We start from the raw sequence: 22661 nt of genomic DNA on the forward strand, positions 1-22661 counted from the left end.
GGCTTGCGAAAGCCAACTTGCACGGGGCGAATGATCAAAAAGTGCTCGCTGGCGGTGATAGGGAAAGTGTCGGCGCCGGCTTCACGGATTCAGGTTTAAGATTATTGTATTGTATCTTTACAACTGTTTCAGAAGATGGTCGCCTTCTGCTTTTCTTAAACGCAAACGGCTTATTAGCTAATGACTTTAGCAATTCATTTATAGCTGAGCTGATCTCATATTCGGGAGAGTTCCCAATAAAGATATTTCCAGCATTACGTTCAACTTTAACTGTTTTATTCACAGGAATCACCCCCTTCATTTCCTATGGACACGGTTTAGTCCCTTACATGTCTATTCTCATGCCGCCTGAATTATTCTTTGTATATACATTATTCTGGCCGCTTTGTATAACACTATCCTGACTATTATCCACTGTAGAATTATTTGTTATTTCACCAATTTTTATTTTCAACTGTTTATTCTTCTTTGATGTAATTACAGCAAATAAAGTACTTCCTACAGTACATACCCAAGCCAGTGTGACCCCAATATCTGATTTTACAAACTCAATGAAAGTATCCATTTCTAACCTTGATGACAAATGATGATGTTGATGAGAAAACTAACAGTGTATTAGACGGCGCGCTTTATGATTGAATGAACGTGCTAGCACTTTTTCCCGGTAAACACAGCCTGCTAGGCTCTTCTAAGTCTATGATTTTTAAATACATTGACTTTAATTAGGCTGTATATCGAAAATTCGCGCGCCTACTGTATTTCCTGGCATGTCCGCTTAGGGTCGAAACCTGACATTCCCTATCACTTCCTGCTTGGCAATAACTATCGCCATCTTCCAATCATCATCGACTAACCAAATTAGCTTAGCTTCAAACCTACCAAACTATCCTTACCCACGTCACTAAAAAAATAGCCTAACCCCAACCCTTTTTCTCTCCTTAGCCTCCCCACACCGAACGCGGTAAGCTTGGCGGCACTCTCGTTGCTGAAGATGCTTTACCCATGACAACCCACTGGATTCTTGGCCCTGGGGCCATTGGCCGCCTGTTGGCGCACTCGCTGGCCCCGTTTGTGGAGGTGGCGGTGATTGGTCGCCGTGAGTTGCCTACGCGGCAGGTGCTAACCACGCCGGAAGGCGAAGCGCGTGTTCAGCACTTAACCTCACTCACCGCTAAACAGCTGGCGGCTAATGCGCCTAAGCCGCCTGCGTTTGTGCATATCACCACCAAAGCCATGGCCGCAGAGGCGGCGCTTTCTAGTATTGCCAGCCTGCTGCCCCCCTCTACCCCGTTGGTGCTGTGGCAGAACGGTTTTTATGCCCAGCCGCGCATCACCCAAACGTGGCCTGGGCCGGTGCTGTGCGCTACCACTACTCAGGGGGCGTACTTAACCGGAGATGGTGGCGTGGTACACGCAGGCCGTGGGCCAACGTTTATCGGGGATTTGGATAACCAGCACGCAGGGTTAGCGGAATCCTTAGCGGCGCTATTGAGTGAGGCTGGGTTTACCGCTACGGCTGTGAACGATATCCGCAGCCGCTTGTGGCAGAAGCTAGCGGTAAACGCGGCGATTAACCCCCTGGTGGCGTTGCATGGCGTGCGTAACGGAGAGCTTCGTGGGAATGCCTACTCAGGCCTAGTAATTGCCGTGGTGAAAGAAGTGGCGGCAATTTTAGCGAAGGAAGGCGTTGTGCCGCCGAGTGGTGGCGAGGGTGAAGCCGCGTGGTTGGCGTTGGTATGGCAAGTGGTGGAGAACACCGCGAACAATAAAGCCTCGATGCTGCAGGACGTGGAGGCGAAGCGGCCTACCGAGCGCGGGGCGATTTTGGGGCCGTTGATTGAACGTGCCGAGCAGCATGGGTTGGGGTGTGAGGTATTAAAGGGGTTGGATCAGGAGTTGGCGTTGTTGGAGTCAGGGTTTTAACGAGCTTTGGTAGCTTGATCGTCGCGCGCTAAAGCGCCCTCTCACGGGTAATAAATTTGAGTGTTGTAATAACAAGCCTACGGGTTGATTGAGTATGTCGATAACAGCCCAGGGCAGCGTTGCTGCCCCTCGCGGTTACCTCACGTTGCTCGTTATCACGCACTACAAGATGTGTTTAGCTCGTAGGCGTGGTTGCTCGTTGGGTTAGCAATGGCTTTTTAAGTGACGGGAATCATCACTACCTTGCGGTAGGCGGGGCGTTCGGCGAGCTGCTCTACCCAGCGCTGTAGATGCGGGCGGGGCTGCCAAGTAAGGCCGCTGTTTAACAGGTTGTAGGTGAACGGGGCGATGGCGATATCGGCAAGGCCAAAGTCGTCGCCAGAGAACCAGGGTTGCTGGCTTAACGCGACGTCTAGCTGGGCGAAGAGTTTTTCGCAGGTGGCAATGGCGGGGTCTAGCAGTGTGCTATCGCGCTGTTCCGGTGGGGTGCGTACATAGCCCATCAAAATGGTGCGGTGGGCGGGGGTTAGCAGGCTGCTGGACCAATCCATCCACTTTTCCATTTGCGCCCGTTTGGCAGGGCTTTCAATCCATAAATGGTTGGGGCCGTACTGCGCCGCTAGGTAGCGGATGATGGTGTTGGACTCCCATAGCACGCTTTGGGTAGCGTCATCTTTAAGCAGCGGCACCAAACCGTTGGGGTTCATGGCGAGGTATTCTGGCGTGTCGTTTACGCCGTGTTGCAGGCCCGCCATGATCTGCTCGAACGGTAGTTCCAGTTCTTCCAGTACCCAGAGCACTTTTTTGACGTTGGTGGAGTTGTTGCGGCCCCAAAGCGTAATCATGGCAATCCTTATTGTTGGTTAGGAAAGTTTTTGAGTGTGCCTTGGGTGGGGGTGAGTGGCAAGTTGGCCGCTTTATCAGGGTTGTGGGGCTTAGCGAACAGGTCGCGAGCTAAAGCTGCCTACCACCCCACACCCTCCCCTTACGCCCGGCCACTCACGACTCGCTCCTCACGATTTACCGCTTACTACTCACCCTTATCCTGATACAGCTTGAGCAGGCTGGAGAAGTCGAGTTTGCCGTTGCCGCCTGCTTTGTGCAGTGTGAACAGCGAACGGGCGGCGGAGCCCATGGGCACGGGGGATGCGCTTTGCTGGCTAACATCCATGGCTAGGCCTAAATCTTTGATCATTAGATCCACCTGGAAGCCGCCCTGGTAGCCTTTCGAGGCGGGGGCGTTTTCCATCACCCCGGGGTAGGGGTTGTAGACGTTAAGCGCCCAGTTGCCGCCGGAGCTTTGCTTCATGATTTCTGACAGCACAGCGGGGTCGAGGCCGTTTTTGACGCCCATGTTGATCGCTTCGCAGGTGCCTGCCATCAGAATCGAGAGCAGCATGTTGTTGCACACTTTAGCCACCTGCCCCGCGCCGTGGTCACCGGCGTGGAAGATGTTTTTACCCATGGCTTGCAGCACCGGCTGCGCCTGGGCGAACTGAGCCTCCGAGCCGCCGACGATAAAGGTCAGCGTGCCCGCTTGGGCACCGCCTACCCCACCGGAAACCGGCGCATCCACAAAGCCAATGCCCTTTTCAGCGCCAGCCGCGGCTACGTGACGGGCGGTGTCGGCATCGATGGTGGAGCAGTCAATCACCAGCGCGCTTGGTTTAATTACTTCAAACAGCGGCGCGTCACCATCCACGTAAAGCCCGCGCACGTGCTTGCCTGCGGGCAGCATGGAAATAATGAAGTCGGCGTCGGTGGCCGCTTCCGAAGCGGTGGCGGCAATCTCGCAGCCTTGAGATTTAGCGGTTTCCTGCGCTTGGGCGGAAAGGTCGAAGGCGCGCACGGTAAAGCCTGCTTTCGCCAAATTGGCGGCCATGGGGCCGCCCATATTGCCTAAACCAATAAACGCAACGGTAGTCATCTTTTTATCCTTATTAGCGTGTTGTAGAGAGTGCAGTGTGCGTTATTTAAGATCTGCCAGCGGGTTGGTGTCCCATGCGGGTGCCAGCAGCTCGTCTATAAAGGAGGGCTCGACCGAGGCCACATCTGGGTAGGTCCAGCTTGGCTGGCCGTCTTTATCCACCAGCAGCGCGCGCACGCCTTCGGGGAACTCCCGGTGGCGGCAGCACTGCACAGAGAGCGAAAGCTCAAACTGAAACACTTCCGCCAACGACATATGCTTGGCGCGGGCGAGCTGCTCGTGAATCAATTTAACCGAGACGGGGCTGCCGTGGGCCAAGGTTTTTTGCGCTTTGCTGAACCACTTGTCGTCGGTCTCGACTGCCAGCACGGCTTCAACCATCTGCTCGACGGTGTCGTGGTCCATCAGCTCACGAATTAAAGAAGACGACTTGTAAACCGGCGCTTCCATCTCCGCGAACACCTCTTGGGAGGCCTGTTCCAGCTCGCGCAGTACGTGATTCACCACGCCGTGGGCGTCGGTGTGTTCGCCTTCGCCCCAGCTGGCCTCCAATAGCTTTTCAGCCAGTGCGCCACGGTGGTGGCTGGCAATGGCGCGGTCGGCTAGGCCTAGATGAACCGCGTCCGGGGCGTTAATTTGCCCGCCAGTCATGGCCAGAAACCGCCCGGCGCCGCCCGGTAGGCGGTTAAGGAACCAGCTCGCGCCTACATCCGGGTACAACCCAATGGTGACTTCTGGCATGGCGAGCCGCGAGGTTTCCGTAACGATGCGGTGGCTGCTACCGCTTAACAGGCCCATGCCTCCGCCCATCACGATGCCGTTGCCCCAGCAAATCACCGGTTTGGGGAAAGTATGCAGTTGGTAATCCAGGCGGTACTCGTTCTCGAAGAAGCGCTCGGGGAAATCGGCTGCGCCGTCGCCCTGAATGGCCTTGTAGAGGTTGACCACATCACCACCGGCGCAGAAGGCTTTTTCGCCTGCGCTATCCAGCAGCACGGCTACGACCCGCTCGTCGCTTTGCCACTGGTTTAGGCGCGGCAGGATCTCTTCGATCATTTCCAGCGTGAGCGCATTTAAAGAGCGCTCGGCGTTCAGGGTAATCTCGCCAATCACGTGGCCATCTTGGGTGGTGTGCTCTTCAAACAGTACGCAACTCATGGTTTGTCCTTATATGCTCGGGGCTTGGTGAGATGTGCCCTGGCGGCTATAGCTCAGCGGCACCGTCGGCCAGTACGCGGCGGGAAATAATTAGCCGCATGATCTCGTTGGTGCCTTCCAGAATACGGTGTACGCGGGTGTCGCGCACGTAGCGCTCCATCGGGTACTCCTTGATGTAGCCATTGCCGCCGTAGAGCTGCAGCGCTTCGTCGCACACCTTGAAGCCCACATCGGTAGCGAACCGCTTGGCCATCGCACAGTAGGTGGTGGCATCCGGGTGGCCCGCATCCAGCTTGGTGGCGGCCATGCGCACCAGTTGGCGGGCGGCCACCAGCTCGGTCACCATATCGGCTAGGCGGAACTGCAGCGCTTGGAACTCGGCCAGGCGCTTGCCGAACTGCTTGCGCTCTAGCATGTACTCGCGGGCTTTATTGAGCGCCTGCTGAGCGGTGCCGATCGAACACGTCGCAATGTTGATGCGCCCGCCGTCCAGGCCCTTCATGGCGATTTTGAAGCCGTCGCCCTCGTTGCCCAGCAGGTGGTTGGCGGGGACGCGTACGTCTTCAAAGGTGATCATGCGGGTGGGCTGGCTGTTCCAACCCATTTTGTCCTCTTTGCGGCCGTAACTGATGCCCTCGCTCTTCGCATCCACCGCGAAGGCGGAAACGCCGCCGGGGCCTTCGCCGCCTGTGCGCGCCATCACCACCAGGAAATCGGTGCTACCCGCGCCGGAAATAAACATCTTGCTGCCGTTCAGCACGTAGTGTTCGCCATCACGCTTGGCGGAGGTTTTCAGCGAGGCCGCGTCGGAGCCTGCGTTGGGTTCGGTTAAGCAGTAAGAGCCTAGCAGCTCGCCGGTCGCCAGCTTTTCGCCCCACTGCTCAACGGCTTCTGGGGTGCCGAAATCAGCCAGCATCCAGGTCACCATGTTATGAATGGTCAGGTACGCGGTGGTGGAGGTGCAGCCCATCGAGAGCTGTTCAAAAATAATGCTGGCATCGAGCCGGGAAAGGCCCAGCCCGCCGACGCTTTCCGGGGCGTAGAGCGAGCAAAAGCCCAACTCCCCTGCTTTACGAATCACATCGACGGGGAAAAAAGATTCTGCGTCCCATTCGGCGGCATGGGGCTCCAGCTCGTTCTGGGCGAACGCCCGGGCCATATCAGAAAAAGCGACTTGGTCTTCACTTAGCTCAAAATTCATGGCGTATCTCCACAGTGCGTGGATGCACCGCGCCTAGGCAGGCGGCAGGCAAGTCACGCATTGGCTGTTGTCATTATTAGCAATGTTGACGTTTACGTTAACTTATATTCTTACCCCACCTTGCGCAACCAAATCCCCCAAGACCTTTGGCGTAGAAATGGGCTTACGGCCTTATTTCACAAGCAGAAAAAAGGGTGCCCGAAGGCACCCAATCCACGGACAGACGCGGTTAACGGGAATCCATTATTTAAAGTTTTTACGGTACATTTTGGCCAGCTCGCCGATGATGCCGCTACGGAAGCTCAGCACGCACACCACGAAGATGATGCCCAGAATCACGCTTACCCAGTTCCCCAACGGCGACTGCGCCAGCAGGTGCTGCAGGCTAACCACTAATCCTGCCCCCATCAGCGGGCCAAGCAGTGTGCCTACACCGCCCAGCAGCGTCATCAAAATCACCTCACCCGACATATGCCAATGGGCATCGGTGAGCGAGGCCAGCTGGAACACCACGGTTTTGGTGGAACCTGCCAAGCCCGCCAGCGCCGCCGAGAGCACGAAAGCTAACAGCTTGTAGGCATCGACGTTGTAGCCCAGCGACACGGCGCGGGGCTCGTTCTCCCGAATGGCTTTCAGCACTTGCCCAAAGGGTGAATGAACCGTGCGCTGAATCACCGCGAAGCCAAACACGAACACGGCGAAGACGAAGTAGTACATCGCCAAGTTGCTGCTCAAATCGATCACGCCAAACAGGTGCCCTCTCGGCACACCGTGCAGGCCATCCTCCCCACCGGTGAACGACGACTGCACGAACACGAAGAACATCAGCTGTGCCAGCGCCAGCGTGACCATGGCGAAGTAAATGCCCTGGCGGCGAATGGAGAGCACTCCAAACAGTACGCCTAGCAGCGTTGCCATTAACGTACCCGCAAGAATGCCTAGCTCTGGCGTTAAGCCTGGGTAGCTGGCCAGCAAGTAGCCGGTCACATAGCCGCCGGTGGCTAGGAAGGCCGCATGGCCAAATGAGAGCAGCCCGGCGTAGCCCAACAGTAGGTTGAAAGCGCAGGCAAACAGCGCAAAACAGAGAATCTTCATTAAGAAGACGGGGTACGCCACAAAGGGAGCAACTAACCCCATCGCCAGCAGCACAAGGTAGAACATATTGCGGCGTAGCTTGGCGCGCCGTTGGCGCTCCTGCACCGCGGAGGGCAACTGGGTTGCCGAGGTGGTATGCGTTGTTGTCATGGTTATGCCTCCTTACCGAACAGCCCAGCGGGGCGTAACATGAGTACCAGGATCATCACTAGAAAGATCACGGTATTAGAGGCTTCCGGGTAGTACACCTTAGTTAACCCTTCAATAATACCCATCCCGAGGCCGGTTAAAATGGCGCCTAAAATGGAGCCCATACCGCCGATAACGACCACCGCAAACACCACAATCAATAGGCTTGAGCCCATAGTGGGCGATACCGGATAAAGCGGTGCCGCCAGCACGCCTGCAAAGGCGGCAAGCCCGACCCCAAACCCGTAGGTTAGGGTAATCAGCAGCGGTACGTTCACGCCGAACGCCTGCATCAGTTGGGAGTTTTCCGTACCGGCGCGCAGGTAGGCACCCAAGCGGGTACGCTCAATCATGAACCAGGTGAATAGACACATGGCCAGCGCCGCTACTAACACCCAAGCACGGTAGGTAGGTAAGAACATAAAGCCCAGGTTAAGGCCGCCCTGCAGAATTTCAGGGGTAGCGTAGCGCGCCCCAGAAACGCCGAATAAGTTAATTAATGTGCCTTCGAAAATCAGCGCCAACCCGAAGGTCAGCAGCAGCCCGTAGAGGTGGTCGAGGTGGGCAATGCGACGTAGCAGAAAGCGCTCCATCAGCATGCCACAACCACCCACCACCAGCGGGACTAAAATCAGTGCTAGCCAATAGTTAATGCCCAGGTAGCGAAAGCCTAGCAGCGCGGCGAAGGCTCCCAGCATGTACTGCGCCCCGTGGGCAAAGTTGACGATCTTCAGTAGGCCGAAGATGACCGCCAGGCCCAAACTAAGCAGTGCGTAAAAGGCACCGTTCACAAGCCCAAGCGTTAGCTGGCCCATGAACACGGCCATTGGCACGCCGAATATCATCGTCATGGTATGACTCTCCTCGCCGCTAAGCGGGCAGCCCTATGGGGCTGCCCCAGCGCGTTGCTTATTGTTAGAAACGCCTTTCGTCACGCCTTTACGGCTTGCTTGGCCCCAGGCCAAGGCAGCAGATGCCTGAGCCTGGAGCGCGTCAGCAGATCAGTTCTGTACCAGCGAGCACTGGCTTTCAGACAGCGGACGGTAGGCTTCTGCGGCGGGAATGGTGCTAAGGATCTCGTAGAGGTCCCACTCACCGGTAGACTCTTCCGGCGTTTTTACCTGGGCTAGGTACATGTCGTGAATCATACGGCCATCTTCACGAATGCTGCCGTTACGGGCGAAGAAGTCGTTGATCGGCTCTTCGGCCATTTTCGCGCGCACGGTTTCGGGGTCATCGGTGCCAGCGGCTTCCACGGCTTTCAGGTAGTGCATAGTGCTGGAGTAGATACCGGCTTGCACCATGGTGGGCATACGGCCTGTTTCTTCAAAGTAACGCTCGGACCAAGCGCGGGACTCTTCATCCATGTCCCAGTACCAGCCGGTGGTCAGCAGCAGCCCTTGGGTGGCTTCTAGCCCCAGCGCGTGTACGTCGTTAAGGAAGATCAGCAGGCCTGCTAATTGCTGGCCGCTTTGGGTCAGACCAAACTGGCTGGCGGTGGTAATCGCGTTGACCGTGTCGGCACCGGCATTGGCTAGGCCGACAATTTTCGCTCCAGAACCCTGCGCCTGAAGAATGTAGGAGGAGAAGTCGCTGGTGGGGAACGGGTGACGCACGCCGCCGACAATTTCACCGCCATTGGCTTCTACCACACTGGTCACGTCGGCTTCCAGTGCATGGCCGAAGGCGTAATCCGCAGTGAGCAGGAACCAGCTATCGCCGCCCTGCTCAACGACGGCCTTCGCGGTGCCGTTGGCCAGCGGATAGGTGTCGTATACCCAGTGAATATGGTTCGGAGTGCAGTGTTCGTTGGTAATACTAGACGCCGCCGAGCCAGAGACGATGCCCAGGCCGTTGTTCTCTTGCAACACTTTGGTCACAGCGATAGAAACAGAAGAGGCTACCAAACCACCCACCATATCGACGTTACGCTGGTCGATCCACTCGCGCACGGTGTTGGCGCCTACGTCGGCACTGTTGCGGTCATCAGCGCTGAAAATCACAATGGGCGAGCCGTTCACGCTGCCGCCAAAATCGGCCACCGCCATTTCCATCGCAGTTTGGCCACCTGGGCCAGCCAAATCACGGTAGGTGCCGGACATATCGGCTAAGTAGCCAATACGCACTTCACCATCGCTGATCTCGGCGTGGGCGGTCGAGATCGCCATGCTGGAGGCAGCGGCAACGGCGATGCTGGCGGCCAGCGTTTTCTTCATATAGGTCATGTTCGTCTCCTGGCCCTGAGGGCCTTTGTTTTTATGATGCGGACGTTCAGTTATAGCGTTTGTGTGTGGAGCGCTTGTGTATGGAACGTAAGTGTTGCGTTTGTTGTTTTTTAAAGCCGTGCTTACAGTTTAGATGGTGTGCGATTTATACCCCCAGCATGCTGTTTAAATGTTCCCGCCGGGAAGGCAACTGCTCGGCGGTGATCTCCTCAACAATTTGGCCGTGATCCATCACAAAGTGGCGGTCAGCCAGCGGGGCAGCAAAGCGGAAGTTCTGCTCAACCAGCACGATGGTCATGCCGCGCTCTTTTAGCTGCACTAATACCTCGCCCAGTTTTTGCACGATGACCGGCGCCAAGCCTTCGGTGATTTCATCCAGCAGCAGCAAGCGCGCACCGGTACGCAGAATGCGCGCCATGGCCAGCATCTGCTGTTCGCCGCCGGAGAGTCGCGTGCCCTGGCTTTTGCGACGCTCGTAGAGGTTGGGGAACATGCCGTAGATTTCATCCAAGCTCATTCCGCCTGAACGCACAGTGGGTGGCAGCAGCAGGTTTTCGTGAACATCTAAGCTCGCAAAAATGCCGCGCTCTTCCGGGCAGTAGCCAATCCCTAACCGGGGAATATGGTGCGGCTTCATGCGCAGGGTTTCATTGCCATTAATGACAATCGAACCGGTGCGCCGCCCCACCATATTCATAATCGCTTTTAGCGTGGTACTGCGGCCCGCGCCGTTGCGGCCCAGCAGAGTCACCAGCTCGCCACGCTTCACATCGAAATTCACCCCATGCAGAATGTGCGATTCGCCATAGAAGGCGTGCAGGTCTTGCACTCGCAGCATCTCTAGGGTCTGGTTTTCTGGGGCTTCTTGGCTCTCGAATGCTTCTGCGGTATTCATACGGCAGCCTCCTCAGCCGCTTCGCTGCCCATATAGGCTTCACGCACTAAGGGGTTGCGGGAAACCGTGTCGTAATCCCCTTCTGCCAGCACCGCGCCCCGCGCCAATACGGTAATACGATCACACAAGCGGCTGACCACGCTAAGGTTGTGCTCCACCATCAACACCGTGCGGCCTTGGGAAACCCGTTTGATCAGCGCCACGATACGGTCAACATCTTCCGCGCCCATGCCCTGGGTCGGCTCGTCTAGCAGCATCATGCTGGGGTCCAGCGCCAGCGTGGTGGCCACTTCTAAGGCGCGCTTGCGGCCATAGGGCATTTCCACAGTGAGCGTATCGGCGTATTCGCGCAGGCCCACTTCATCGAGCAGCGCTAGGGCGCGGTCGTTGAGGTGGTCCAGCGTTTTTTCCGATTTCCAGAAGTGGAACGACGTGCCCAGCTGGCGCTGAAGCGCTACGCGCACGTTTTCCAGTGCGGTCATGTGGGCAAACACCGCTGAAATCTGAAACGAACGCACTAAGCCAAGCTGGGCGATCTCGTTGGATTTTTTGCTAGTGATGGGTTGGCCACGATAGAGAATCTCGCCCCGCGTAGGGGGCAAAAACTTGGTTAACAGGTTAAAGACCGTCGTTTTACCTGCACCGTTTGGGCCAATCAGGGCATGAATATGCCCCTCCTGCACCTGGAGGTTTACGTTATCCACGGCGGTAAAGCCGCGAAACTCTTTGGTCAGCCCTCGAGTTTCGAGCACTGGCCCCTTGGTCACTTCGTCTGCACGCATGAGGTAGGACGCCTCTTGTTGTTCTTGTACGGTGGGAAGCGAAACTCGTTAGCCAGCAACGCATCCTTACCTGAACGTAAGGTGTAAGTGCAAACTAGCAACCCCACACAGGGTATTACAATTACAACTTTGGTCTACGCACCACTCTGATGCACCAAATTAAAGCTTAAAAGCCTTTATTTATCAGTTATTTTTTAAAATTCAACGGTAACTCACTCATTGCAATCTCAGCTTTACGTTAACGTAAACTTGTTTTAGCCTCATGGTCAGTGTTCCATAGGGACATCCCCCTATCGACGAGAATAACGATCATGAGCAAAACCTACTCGATCAGCGAACTGGCCAGCGAGTTTGATGTGACCACGCGTAGCATCCGCTTTTATGAAGATCAGGAGCTACTGCATCCCACCCGCCGGGGCCAGACACGTATTTACAGCAGTAAAGATCGCGTACGGCTAAAGCTGACACTGCGCGGCAAACGCCTGGGGTTTTCGCTGGCGGAAATCCGCGAGCTGTTTGAGCTGTGGGATGAGACCCGCAGCGGCAGCGAAAAGCAGCTACACCTGATGCTGAGCAAAATCAGCGAGCGTAAAGCCGCGCTGGAACAGCAGATGAAAGACATCACGATGGTGCAGTTGGAGCTTGAAAGCGCTGAGATTCGCTGCCGCCAAGCCCTCGAAGAGCTTAACGAGAAACATCCGGCCACCGCGAAATAAACAACCTCAACGAATAACGACCCGATTAACAACGACAAGGTGGTTGACCATGTTTTCCCACTATTCAGAACTAAATTTCGGTCTTGACGATGAACTGAACATGCTGCGTGAGCAGGTCAACGCCTTTGCCGCCAGTGAGATTGCCCCACGCGCCGCCGAGATCGACCACAACAATGAGTTTCCCAACGACCTGTGGAAGAAATTCGGCGATATGGGCCTGCTGGGCATTACCGTACCGGAAGAAGATGGCGGCAGCGGTATGGGCTACTTGGCCCACTGTATCGCCATGGAGGAGATCTCCCGGGCCAGTGCTTCCGTCGGGCTCTCCTACGGCGCGCACTCCAACCTGTGCGTTAACCAGCTCAAGATCAACGCCTCCGCCGAGCAAAAAGCCAAATACCTGCCCAAGCTAATGAGCGGCGACCACGTGGGCGCGCTGGCGATGTCAGAGCCCGGCGCTGGCTCCGATGTGGTCTCCATGCAGCTGCGCGCCAAAGAGGATGGCGACCACTACATTCTCAACGGCAACAAAATGTGGATCACCAACGGTCCCGATGCCGATGTGCTGGTGGTGTACGCCAAAACCGACCCGGATGCCGGCTCCAAAGGCATCACCGCCTTTATTATCGAAAAAGGCATGCCGGGCTTTTCCACCGCCCAGAAGCTCGACAAGCTGGGCATGCGTGGCTCCAACACCTGCGAGCTGGTCTTCCAGGATTGCCGCGTACCCGCCGAGAACGTGCTGGGCGAAGTAGGCAAAGGCGTTCGCGTATTGATGAGCGGCCTGGATTACGAGCGCACCGTTCTGGCCGCTGGCCCCATTGGCATCATGCAAGCCGCCATGGACATCGTCATTCCTTACATCCATGAGCGTAAGCAGTTCAATCAATCCATCGGTGAGTTCCAACTGGTGCAGGGCAAGGTGGCGGATATGTACACCACCCTAAACGCCTGCCGCGCTTATTTATACGCCGTCGCGGCCGCCTGCGACCGTGGCCAAACTTCTCGTAAAGATGCCGCTGGTGTCATCCTCTACTGCGCTGAAAAAGCCACCCAGGTCGCGCTGGATGCCATCCAGCTACTGGGCGGCAACGGTTATATCAACGAGTACCCCACCGGCCGCCTGCTGCGCGACGCGAAGCTTTACGAAATTGGCGCGGGCACCAGCGAGATTCGCCGGATGCTGATTGGCCGCGAACTTTTCACCGAAAGCCTTTAACAAAAATTAGCAGGGGCGCGCCATGAGCACACTCTCCACACAGATCAACCCGCGCAGCGATGTGTTTCAGGCCAACGAGGCCGCCATGCTGGGGGAAGTCAACAAACTCCGTGAACTCACTGCGGCCATTGCAGAAGGAGGCGGTGAGAAAGCCCGCGCCCGCCATGAGAGCCGTGGCAAGCTGTACGTGCGTGACCGCATCGACCATTTGATTGATGAAGGCTCGCCGTTTCTGGAGTTTTCCGCGCTGGCGGCGCATCACGTTTACGACAGTGAGGTACCTGCCGCAGGCGTGATCACCGGGATTGGTCGGGTATCTGGCGTTGAGTGCGTGATTGTGGCCAACGACGCCACGGTAAAAGGCGGCACCTATTTCCCGCTAACGGTGAAAAAGCACCTGCGTGCCCAGGAAATTGCCCGCAAGCACCGCCTGCCGTGCATCTACTTGGTGGATTCTGGCGGTGCCTTCCTGCCCCGCCAGGACGAAGTCTTCCCTGACCGTGACCACTTCGGGCGTATTTTCTACAACCAGGCCACGATGTCCGCTGAAGGCATTCCGCAGATCGCCGTGGTGATGGGCTCCTGTACCGCAGGGGGTGCGTATGTGCCTGCCATGGCGGATGAGTCCATCATTGTTAAAGAGCAAGGCACGATCTTCCTGGGTGGCCCACCACTGGTAAAAGCCGCCACGGGGGAGAGCATCAGCGCGGAAGACCTGGGCGGTGCGGATGTTCACGCCAAAGTGAGCGGTGTAGCCGACCACTACGCCGAAAATGACGCCCATGCGCTGCAGCTTGCCCGCGCCTGCGTATCGCGTCTGAACTGGCAAAAGCGCGGCCAGCTGGCCATGCAGCCGCCTAGGCCGCCCAAGCTCGACCCTTCAGAGCTTTACGGCATCGTCGGCACCGACCTGAAAAAGCCCTACGACGTACGCGAAGTGATCGGCCGCATCGTCGATGGCTCCGACTTTGACGAGTTCAAACGCTACTACGGCGACACGCTGGTGACCGGTTTTGCCCATATTCACGGCTACCCGGTGGGGATCGTGGCGAATAACGGCGTGCTGTTTTCTGAGAGCGCGGTAAAAGGTGCGCACTTTATTGAGCTGTGCGCCCAGCGCAAAATCCCGCTGGTGTTCCTGCAGAACATCACCGGCTTTATGGTTGGCTCCAAGTACGAGCATGAAGGCATTGCCAAGCACGGCGCCAAACTCGTCACCGCCGTGGCCTGCGCCAACGTGCCGAAATACACCGTGCTGATTGGCGGCAGCTTCGGCGCGGGTAACTACGGTATGTGTGGTCGTGCTTACGACCCCAACCTGCTGTTTATGTGGCCCAACGCGCGTATTTCGGTGATGGGCGGCGAACAGGCGGCGGGCGTACTTTCCCAGGTAAAACGCGAGCAGTACGAGCGCGAAGGCCAAGAATGGAGCAAAGAGGACGAAGAAGCGTTCAAAAAGCCCACCCGCGACCAGTACGAGCATCAGGGCCACCCCTACTACGCCAGCGCCCGCCTGTGGGATGACGGCGTGATCGACCCGATGCAAACCCGCGATGTGCTGGGGCTGTCACTGGCCGCCGCGATGAATGCCGAAGTCAAAGAGACGCGCTTCGGCGTGTTCCGGATGTAAGGGGCGAACATCATGGCTTACTCAACATTAGTCATCGAGGCGGGTATCGCTCGCCTAACCTTAAACCGCCCAGAGGTGCATAACGCCTTTGACGATAGCCTGATTGCCGAACTCAATGCTCATCTGGAAAAGCTACACGACTTGGCAAGTGCAGGCGACGTGCGGGTGGTGGTGCTCGGCTCTGAAGGTAAAAGCTTCTCCGCAGGTGCTGACCTGAACTGGATGAAGCGCATGGTCGATTACGACCTGGAAGATAACCTAGCGGATTCCCGCAAGCTTGCGGCGCTGATGCACGGCCTGGATACCCTGCCCTGCCCGACCATCTGCCGCGTACAGGGGGCGGCGTTTGGTGGCGCGGTGGGCTTAGCCGCCTGCTGCGATATCGTCGTGGCGTCCGAAAAAGCCAAGTTTTGCCTGTCGGAAGTCAATATTGGCCTGTCGCCTGCGGTGATTAGCCCTTACGTTCAGCGCGCCCTTGGCCAGCGCCAAATGCGCCGCTACGCGCTGACCGCCGAAGTGATGGATGCGCCAACCGCGCTCAGCCTGGGTTTAGCCCATCAGGTAGTGGAGCACGATGCCTTGGATAACGCGGTGGATAGCATGATCGCTACGCTGGTTAAAGGCTCCCCTCAGGCACAGCGGGCTACCAAGGCACTATTAGCCACCGTGGCCCAAGCTCCAGATGCCGATGCTACTCGTGAGCACACCTGCCAAGTGATTGCCAAGCTGCGGGTGAGCCAAGAGGGCCAAGAGGGCCTCGCCAGCTTTTTTGACAAGCGTCGCCCCGCCTGGACGTCACCCGAAGAACACAACAACACTGCGGAGCCACGCTCATGACGTTTACCCCAACCAAATTCGATACCCTGCTGGTGGCTAACCGCGGTGAGATTGCCTGCCGCGTGATGCGTACCGCCCGCCGCATGGGATTAAAAACCGTCGCTGTTTATTCCGATGCCGATGCCACCGCCCGCCACGTGCGTGAAGCCGATGAAGCCGTGCGCCTCGGCTCCGCCGCCGCCCGGGAAAGCTACTTGAACGTTGACGCGGTGATTGAGGCCGCCCAACGCACCGGCACCGGCGCGATTCACCCCGGCTATGGCTTTCTGTCTGAAAACGGCACCTTTGTTAAAGCGCTAGAGCAAGCGGGCATTACTTTTGTTGGCCCGCCCGCTTCCGCCATTGCCGCCATGGGCGACAAGTCTGCCGCCAAAGCGCGTATGGCGAATGCGGGTGTGCCTCTGGTGCCCGGCTACCACGGCGACGACCAAGGCGATGCTCTGCTGCGTTCCGAGGCCGATAAGATCGGCTACCCCGTCATGCTAAAAGCCAGCGCCGGTGGCGGCGGTAAAGGCATGCGCGTGGTAGAGAGCGGTGAAGGCTTCCAGGCCGCGCTGGACGGCTGCCGCCGGGAGTCTAAAGCCGCGTTTGGCGATGACCGCATGCTGATCGAGAAGTATTTGGTACAGCCCCGCCATGTGGAAGTCCAGGTGTTCTGCGACCGTTACGGCAACGGCGTGTATCTGTTCGAGCGGGACTGCAGCGTGCAGCGCCGCCATCAAAAAGTCATCGAAGAAGCCCCCGCCCCCGGCATGACGCCTGAACTACGCGCCGCCATGGGCGATGCCGCCGTTCGCGCCGCCCAGGAGATTGGCTACGTGGGTGCGGGCACGGTGGAGTTTCTGTTAGACGCCGACGGCTCCTTCTACTTTATGGAGATGAACACCCGCCTGCAGGTGGAGCATCCCGTTACCGAGATGATTACCGGCCAAGACCTGGTGGAGTGGCAGCTAAGGGTCGCCATGGGCGAACCGCTGCCCTGCCGCCAGGACGAGCTGACCATTACCGGCCACAGCTTTGAAGCACGCATTTACGCCGAAGACCCGGAGCAGGACTTCCTTCCCGCAACCGGCCTCCTCACTCGCTTCGCGCTGGACTTGGAAGGCGCAGGGCTAGGCGCTGATCAAGTGCGCCTAGATAGCGGCGTGGAGAGCGGCGATACGGTCTCGATGCACTACGACCCGATGCTCGCCAAGCTGATTGTGCATGGCGTTGACCGTGACGCTGCGCTGGCAACCCTCAACCGGGCGCTGGCGGCGCTGGATGTGCAGGGCGTTGTCACCAACCGCGCCTTCTTGCAGCGCTTAGCCAATCACCCTGGCTTTAAGAACGTCGAGCTGGATACCCGCTTTATCGAGCGCAACGAAGCCACCCTGTTTGCTCCGCGTCAGTTTTCTACAGAGGACTATGCCAGCGCCGCGCTGATTGGTTTGCATCAATTAGCCCAGGAGTGCGAAAGCGACTCCCCCTGGGACCGCCACGACGGTTTCCGGCTCAACGCGCCGCACACCATTCGCATTGCGCTGTGCGACCCAGCAAGCGCCCAAGCCCCGGATAGCGACAGCGCCGTAGTGGTCGTCGAAGGCAAGCGCGCCACCTTGGATACCCAGTGGCAGCTCACCATTGGCAACAGCACGCTGACTGCCAGCCTGCAGCCGCTGGAAGGCGATGCCGTGGCCGTCACGCTGAACGGCCACCGTCGCCGCCTACAGGCGTATAAAGATGGTCATGTGGTGGTGATGGCCGAACCCAGCGGTGAAACCCGCCTTTTCTGGCGGCGCATCGACGCCATCGACCACGGCCACCACGAAGCGGAATCTACTCTCACCGCGCCGATGAACGGCACGGTAGTGGCGCTGCTAGTGGAACCGGGTGCTCAGGTTGAAAAAGGCATGCCGCTGATGGTGATGGAAGCCATGAAGATGGAGCACACCATGACTGCCCCCGCCGATGGTAGCGTAGAGACCTTCCACTTTCAGGCAGGCGATACGGTAAGCCAGGGCGCTGTGCTGCTCGACTTTGCCCCCAGCGAATAGGAGCCACACATGGCACTGCCTACGTCTATCAAGCTATTTGAAATGGCCCCCCGCGACGGGCTGCAAAACGAACCGGGCACCCTGGTGCCCACCGCCACCAAAATCGAGCTGATTGAGCGGCTGGCGAATGCGGGCATTCGCCATATCGAAGCGGCCAGCTTTGTCTCGCCCAAGTGGGTGCCGCAAATGGGCGATGCCGCTGAAGTGATGCGCGGCATTCAGCGCCAGCACGGCGTGGTGTATTCCGCGCTGACGCCAAACCTGAAGGGGTTGGAAAGCGCCCTGGAGGCAGGCGTTGAGGAAGTCGCGGTATTCGGTGCGGCATCGGAAGCGTTCTCCCAGAAGAACATCAACTGCTCGATTGCCGAGTCGCTGGCGCGCTTTGAGCCGGTGCTTGCCCGCGCAAACGAGGCAGGCGTGCGGGTGCGGGGCTATGTCTCCTGCGTGCTGGGCTGCCCTTACGAGGGCGACATTGCCCCCCATAAAGTGGCTGACGTCGCCAAAGCACTGTATGAGATGGGCTGCTATGAAGTTTCCCTGGGCGACACCATTGGCGTGGGGACGCCGCTGGCCGCTAAGCGGATGATCGAAGCCACTCGCCAGCAGGTGCCGATTGAGAAACTGGCCGCTCATTTTCACGACACTTACGGCATGGCGATTGCCAACCTGTACGCCGTGCTGGAAGAAGGCGTGAGCGTGATTGATGCCGCCACGGCAGGTCTGGGTGGCTGCCCCTACGCCAAGGGCGCATCAGGCAATGTGGCCACCGAAGACGTGCTCTATTTGCTGGAAGGGCTGGGTATCGATACCGGCATCGACCTGCAGGCAGTGATCGATACCGGCTACTGGATCACCCAGCAGCTTGGCCGCAAACCCAGCGCCAAAGTAGCCCTCGCCAAAGGGTCTGCCAAAAGCAGCACAGCGTAACGCCACCCAAACAAACTAATAATTAAAAATGCGTCACTTCCCGTTCAGATAAGAAAAAGACATCGGAGACTCATCATGGCATCACCTGCAACCTTGCCCAGCTACACCAGCAGCACCGCAGAAAAGCCGCTGCTGGGCATGACCATTGGCGATAAATTCGACCAAATTGCCGCCCAGTATCCGGATAACGACGCGCTGATTGCGCTACACCAGAATATTCACTGGAGCTACCGCGAGCTTCAGCAGGAAGTGAACCGCTGCGCCCGCGCCCTGCTCGCTATTGGTGCACAAAAAGGCGACCGCGTGGGCATTTGGGCACCCAACTGCAGCGAATGGACGCTAACCCAATTTGCCACCGCCAAAATTGGCGCGATCCTCGTGAACATCAATCCCTCTTACCGAACCCACGAGCTGGAGTACGCGCTGAACCAGTCCGGCGCGCGCTTTTTAGTCACCGCCAACCAATTCAAAAGCTCCGACTACACGGCGATGCTGTTCGAGCTGGCGCCAGAGCTAAACAGCTGCGCGGAAGGTCAACTAAAATCACAGAAGCTGCCCGAGCTTGAGTGCGTGATTAATTTAAGCGCCGACAAGCACAGCGGCATGTGGCGCTGGGCAGATTTCATCGCCGAAGCCGACAAGGTGAGCCAAACCGACGTAGACGACCTACAGGCCACGCTGCAGTTCGATGATCCGATCAATATCCAGTACACCTCTGGCACCACCGGCTTTCCCAAAGGGGCCACGCTCTCTCACCACAACATTCTCAATAACGGCTTTTTTGTGGCCGAAAGCATGGGCTTTACCAGCGAAGACCGCTTGGTGATTCCCGTACCGCTCTACCACTGCTTTGGCATGGTAATGGGCAACCTGGGCTGCGTGACCCACGGCGCGGCGATGATCTACCCAGATGAAGGCTTCGACCCCGGTAAAGTGCTGAAAGCTGTTCATGAGCAGAAAGCCACTGCGTTGTATGGTGTTCCTACCATGTTCATCGCCGAGCTTGAGCACCCGGATTTTGCCAGCACCGATTTTTCGACGCTGCGCACCGGCATTATGGCGGGCTCCATTTGCCCTGCTGAAATCATGAAGCAAGTCATCAACAAGATGAACATGAAGGGCGTGCAAATCGCCTACGGCATGACCGAAACCAGCCCGGTCTCCACGCAAACCGGCGCGAACGACACCATTGAAAAGCGCGTTTCCACCGTGGGCCGCACCCAGCCCCACCTGGAGAGCAAGATCGTCGCCCCCGGCAACGGCGGTATTCTACCCCGTGGCGAAATCGGCGAGCTGTGTACCCGTGGCTACAGCGTGATGCTGAAGTATTGGAACAATGACAAAGCCACTGCTGAGGCCATCGACGAAGCGGGCTGGATGCACACCGGCGACTTGGCCACCATGGATGACGAGGGCTACATCCAGATCGTCGGTCGCATCAAAGACATGGTGATTCGCGGCGGCGAGAACGTCTACCCGAAAGAGATCGAAGAGTTCTTGTACGCTCATCCAGCGATCTCCGAAGTACAGGTCACCGGCGTGCCGGATAAAAAGTACGGCGAAGAGCTGATTGCCTGGGTGAAGCTCAACAGCACGGCGGGCGAGATTACCGGGGAAGACCTGCGCGAATACTGCAAAGGCAAAATCACCCACTTCAAGATCCCGCGCTACTTCAAGTTTGTGGATGAGTTCCCGATGACCGTGACCGGCAAAATCCAGAAATTCAAAATGCGTGAAATCTCGATTAAAGAGCTGGGGCTGGAAGACCAAAAGTAAAAGGGATCGAAGCTGTTACAACGATCAACTGTCGATCAGAACAACCCGTAGCGGAGGCTTTCGCCAGGGTTGTTCTGATCCTGAGACGTTAGCCCTAACCGAGGCTTTCCATGCCCACTTCCCTTGCCCACCACTACAATCAGGCGCTGCGCGACCAGGATATTCTCCACCAGTTGCGCACCCACTACCCCGATGGCCCCACGCTGCACCAGCTTGCCCCGCTGGACCAGCTGCATATCGGCGGCATTGCCGCATCCGCAAGGCTTTTGGGCTTGCTCGACCCCAAACCCCAGCACGTGCTGGATATAGGCGCAGGGCTGGGCGGGCTGATGCGCCAAGGTGCCGCGCAAGGTTTTCATATAACCGGACTGGATATTACCCACCGCTTTAGCGCGCTTAACCAAGCCATTAGTCGTTTGGCGCTAGGCCATCACAATGCTAAAGCCCACCATGGCACGCTGCGCTGGGTAACGGGCGACGCCTGCGCGCTACCGTTTGCGCAGTCAAGCTTTGACGCGGTGCTGTTTCAGCATAGCCTGATGAATATGCCCGACCCTGCACGCGTACTGGCCGAGTGCCGCCGCGTGCTACGCCCTGGCGGCCAGTTGGTGATGCATGAAGTCGTCAGCGGCCCTCACAGCGAGGCGTTGAGATTTCCGGTGCCCTGGGCCGAAGGGCCAGCGCACTCGCACTTGCTCTCGTTATCCGAGTTGACCCAAACATTAGAAGCAAGTGGCTTTAAGATTCAGCACTGCGAAGACTGGAGCCACACCGCGCTTGAATGGCGCCAGCGCCAGCGGCAAAAAGAGCAGGCCCCACTTACCGCCGTACTCTCGCCGCAGTGGGTATTCGGCGAACGATTTATGCAGATGGGAAAAAATTTGCTAGAAAACTTGGCGAATGGCGCAATTAACGTGGTGGAAATCAGTACCCGTTGCTAGGCTGATAAAGATAACGCCAATGAGAAAGGATAAGAGGAAGGCCAATGAACCGCTTGGCAAGCACCCTGCTCTTGAGTCTGTTCGGCACTGCGCTGCCCTCTAGTGGATGTTTTGCCGATGAAGACGTGCCTGTTATCTCTTACGCCGCCCCGGACAGTGCATTAATGCGGTTAGATAATGGGGTTGTACTGGAAGGCAGTGATTTAAGCAGTTTAGATACCTATACCTCCGGCTTTCGCTTAACCGCCGGGTTTAGCCCCTGGCAGCTACCCCAGCTCGATATTGGCGCTGAAATTGCCTACCGCGAAAGCGAAGAAGTCCCCACCTCCTCTAGCGTTAACCCCATGATTATGGACACCTTGAGCCTTGGCGGCGCCATTGTGGCGGGTATCCGGATGGGAGCTTTTAGCATCTACGCTAAATCTGGCCTGACCGAATGGCGAGGAGAAACCAACCAGCCAATGGCAGCTGATAGTGGCACCGCCCTTCTGCAAGGTTTTGGTGCCACCATGACCGTTAATCGATTGATCAGCCGCTTAGAGTACGAACGTATTGATGCGCCGTCGCTAAGCCATCTCAATATGCTCAGCGCATCGCTACATTTGCCGTTCTAATCTCCTTTTAAACTGTCTGCTTTTAAACTTTCTTGTTGATCGTTACTCTCCTGGGCGGGTGCCGTCCACACCGGCACTTCCTCTTGTTGCGGTGCCTGCCAATCTTGATGCATGGCGGTATTCAGCGCTTCTTCCAGCTTCATAAATAGCTCGCCATAGCGGGGGCTGAAGCTGATGCCTTCATCAATCTCTTTCCAGGCTTCAAACAGCTCATCGGCGTGAGCGTCTTCATTCTGCACAAACGCCCAGGTCATCTGTTTAGCGCGCATCGGATGCACGCCCATGGCAGTGAGCGCATGGCCGCCTAGCTCTAGCGCCGAGTGGTACGTTTCACTGATCACGTCATCAGCACCGGCCTCGCGCAGCTGGTAGCCGTGGCCCCGGTCAAAGGCCCGCGCCAGCACCCACACATTGGGGTAGAACTGTTTAACGTGCTTGACGATACCCACCGCACGCTCGCGGTCGTCGATGGCGACCACCAGCAGCCGAGCGTGCTCGATACCGGCGGTTTCTAAAGGGTCCGAGCGGCTAGCGTCGCCAAAGTAGCTTTTAATGCGAATGTTGCGCAGG

The 22661-nt window shown here is 57.4% G+C and carries 21 protein-coding genes; 11 read left to right on the plus strand and 10 right to left on the minus strand.

Going from position 1 to position 22661, the window contains the following annotated elements; translation table 11 throughout:
• Together BIS10_RS09100 and BIS10_RS09105 are read left to right on the plus strand one after the other, a co-directional pair.
• On the plus strand, positions 1–404 hold a 404-nt coding region (locus BIS10_RS09100; RefSeq protein WP_253504588.1), incomplete at its 5' end, for a hypothetical protein.
• Between the two features lie 598 nt (positions 405–1002).
• Positions 1003–1923, plus strand: coding sequence for a ketopantoate reductase family protein (locus tag BIS10_RS09105; RefSeq protein WP_253504590.1), 921 nt, complete (start codon positions 1003–1005; stop codon positions 1921–1923).
• 218 nt (positions 1924–2141) lie between these two features.
• Here the strand turns inward: BIS10_RS09105 and BIS10_RS09110 are convergent, their stop codons facing one another.
• The 9 genes from BIS10_RS09110 to BIS10_RS09150 form a co-directional block, all read right to left on the minus strand.
• Positions 2142–2768 carry a glutathione S-transferase family protein gene (locus tag BIS10_RS09110; RefSeq protein ID WP_083026302.1) on the minus strand — a complete coding sequence of 209 codons (627 nt, stop codon included), beginning with the start codon at positions 2766–2768 and terminating at the stop codon, positions 2142–2144.
• Between the two features lie 185 nt (positions 2769–2953).
• The gene (gene mmsB, locus BIS10_RS09115; protein ID WP_253504593.1) at positions 2954–3850 is read right to left on the minus strand and encodes a 3-hydroxyisobutyrate dehydrogenase; all 897 of its coding nucleotides are present in this window, start codon (positions 3848–3850) and stop codon (positions 2954–2956) included.
• A gap of 42 nt (positions 3851–3892) precedes the next feature.
• Positions 3893–5008, minus strand: a complete 1116-nt coding sequence (locus BIS10_RS09120) for an enoyl-CoA hydratase/isomerase family protein (protein ID WP_083026306.1) — start codon at positions 5006–5008, stop codon at positions 3893–3895.
• 46 nt (positions 5009–5054) lie between these two features.
• A complete protein-coding gene (locus BIS10_RS09125) occupies positions 5055–6209 on the minus strand; it encodes an acyl-CoA dehydrogenase family protein (protein WP_253504596.1) in 1155 nt (384 codons plus the stop codon).
• Between the two features lie 243 nt (positions 6210–6452).
• A complete protein-coding gene (locus BIS10_RS09130; protein WP_253504599.1) occupies positions 6453–7454 on the minus strand; it encodes a branched-chain amino acid ABC transporter permease in 1002 nt (333 codons plus the stop codon).
• Between the two features lie 2 nt (positions 7455–7456).
• The gene (locus BIS10_RS09135) at positions 7457–8344 is read right to left on the minus strand and encodes a branched-chain amino acid ABC transporter permease (RefSeq protein ID WP_253027558.1); all 888 of its coding nucleotides are present in this window, start codon (positions 8342–8344) and stop codon (positions 7457–7459) included.
• A 150-nt stretch (positions 8345–8494) separates the two neighbouring features.
• Entirely contained in the window at positions 8495–9718 is a 1224-nt protein-coding gene (locus BIS10_RS09140; protein ID WP_235252962.1) for an ABC transporter substrate-binding protein, read from the minus strand.
• A 145-nt stretch (positions 9719–9863) separates the two neighbouring features.
• Positions 9864–10613: an ABC transporter ATP-binding protein gene (locus BIS10_RS09145; RefSeq protein ID WP_054640828.1), complete on the minus strand. Its 750-nt coding sequence runs from the start codon at positions 10611–10613 to the stop codon at positions 9864–9866.
• On the minus strand, positions 10610–11395 hold the full coding sequence (locus BIS10_RS09150) for an ABC transporter ATP-binding protein (protein ID WP_253027556.1): 786 nt from the start codon (positions 11393–11395) through the stop codon (positions 10610–10612). Before BIS10_RS09150 ends, BIS10_RS09145 begins: the two co-directional genes overlap by 4 nt.
• 311 nt (positions 11396–11706) lie before the next feature.
• Here BIS10_RS09150 and BIS10_RS09155 point away from each other — a divergent pair, with 311 nt between their 5' ends.
• From BIS10_RS09155 to BIS10_RS09195, 9 genes are all read left to right on the plus strand, one after another.
• The gene (locus BIS10_RS09155; protein WP_054640827.1) at positions 11707–12111 is read left to right on the plus strand and encodes a MerR family DNA-binding transcriptional regulator; all 405 of its coding nucleotides are present in this window, start codon (positions 11707–11709) and stop codon (positions 12109–12111) included.
• A 49-nt stretch (positions 12112–12160) separates the two neighbouring features.
• Positions 12161–13330, plus strand: coding sequence for an isovaleryl-CoA dehydrogenase (locus BIS10_RS09160; protein ID WP_054640826.1), 1170 nt, complete (start codon positions 12161–12163; stop codon positions 13328–13330).
• Positions 13331–13352: 22 nt separating this feature from the next.
• Positions 13353–14960, plus strand: a complete 1608-nt coding sequence (locus BIS10_RS09165; RefSeq protein ID WP_074210505.1) for a carboxyl transferase domain-containing protein — start codon at positions 13353–13355, stop codon at positions 14958–14960.
• Positions 14961–14972: 12 nt separating this feature from the next.
• Positions 14973–15797 (plus strand): enoyl-CoA hydratase/isomerase family protein, encoded by an 825-nt coding sequence (locus BIS10_RS09170; protein ID WP_074210504.1) that lies wholly within the window; start codon positions 14973–14975, stop codon positions 15795–15797.
• The gene (locus BIS10_RS09175; protein ID WP_253504602.1) at positions 15794–17833 is read left to right on the plus strand and encodes an acetyl/propionyl/methylcrotonyl-CoA carboxylase subunit alpha; all 2040 of its coding nucleotides are present in this window, start codon (positions 15794–15796) and stop codon (positions 17831–17833) included. Before BIS10_RS09170 ends, BIS10_RS09175 begins: the two co-directional genes overlap by 4 nt.
• Before the next feature lie 9 nt (positions 17834–17842).
• Positions 17843–18760, plus strand: coding sequence for a hydroxymethylglutaryl-CoA lyase (locus BIS10_RS09180; RefSeq protein ID WP_083026317.1), 918 nt, complete (start codon positions 17843–17845; stop codon positions 18758–18760).
• Positions 18761–18835: 75 nt separating this feature from the next.
• A complete protein-coding gene (locus BIS10_RS09185; protein WP_253504604.1) occupies positions 18836–20536 on the plus strand; it encodes an AMP-binding protein in 1701 nt (566 codons plus the stop codon).
• Positions 20537–20646: 110 nt separating this feature from the next.
• Positions 20647–21477, plus strand: coding sequence for a class I SAM-dependent methyltransferase (locus BIS10_RS09190; protein WP_083026319.1), 831 nt, complete (start codon positions 20647–20649; stop codon positions 21475–21477).
• A 44-nt stretch (positions 21478–21521) separates the two neighbouring features.
• Complete coding sequence (locus BIS10_RS09195) at positions 21522–22091, plus strand: hypothetical protein (protein ID WP_083026321.1); 570 nt, start codon at positions 21522–21524, stop codon at positions 22089–22091.
• Here the strand turns inward: BIS10_RS09195 and BIS10_RS09200 are convergent.
• A partial coding sequence (locus BIS10_RS09200; protein WP_253504607.1) for an NAD-binding protein occupies positions 22088–22661 on the minus strand: 574 nt, incomplete at its 5' end. The two genes, BIS10_RS09195 and BIS10_RS09200, sit on opposite strands and share 4 nt — an antisense overlap.

The sequence above is a fragment of the Halomonas sp. 707B3 genome (assembly GCF_024158645.1).
Classification (GTDB): Bacteria; Pseudomonadota; Gammaproteobacteria; order Pseudomonadales; family Halomonadaceae; genus Vreelandella; species Vreelandella lionensis.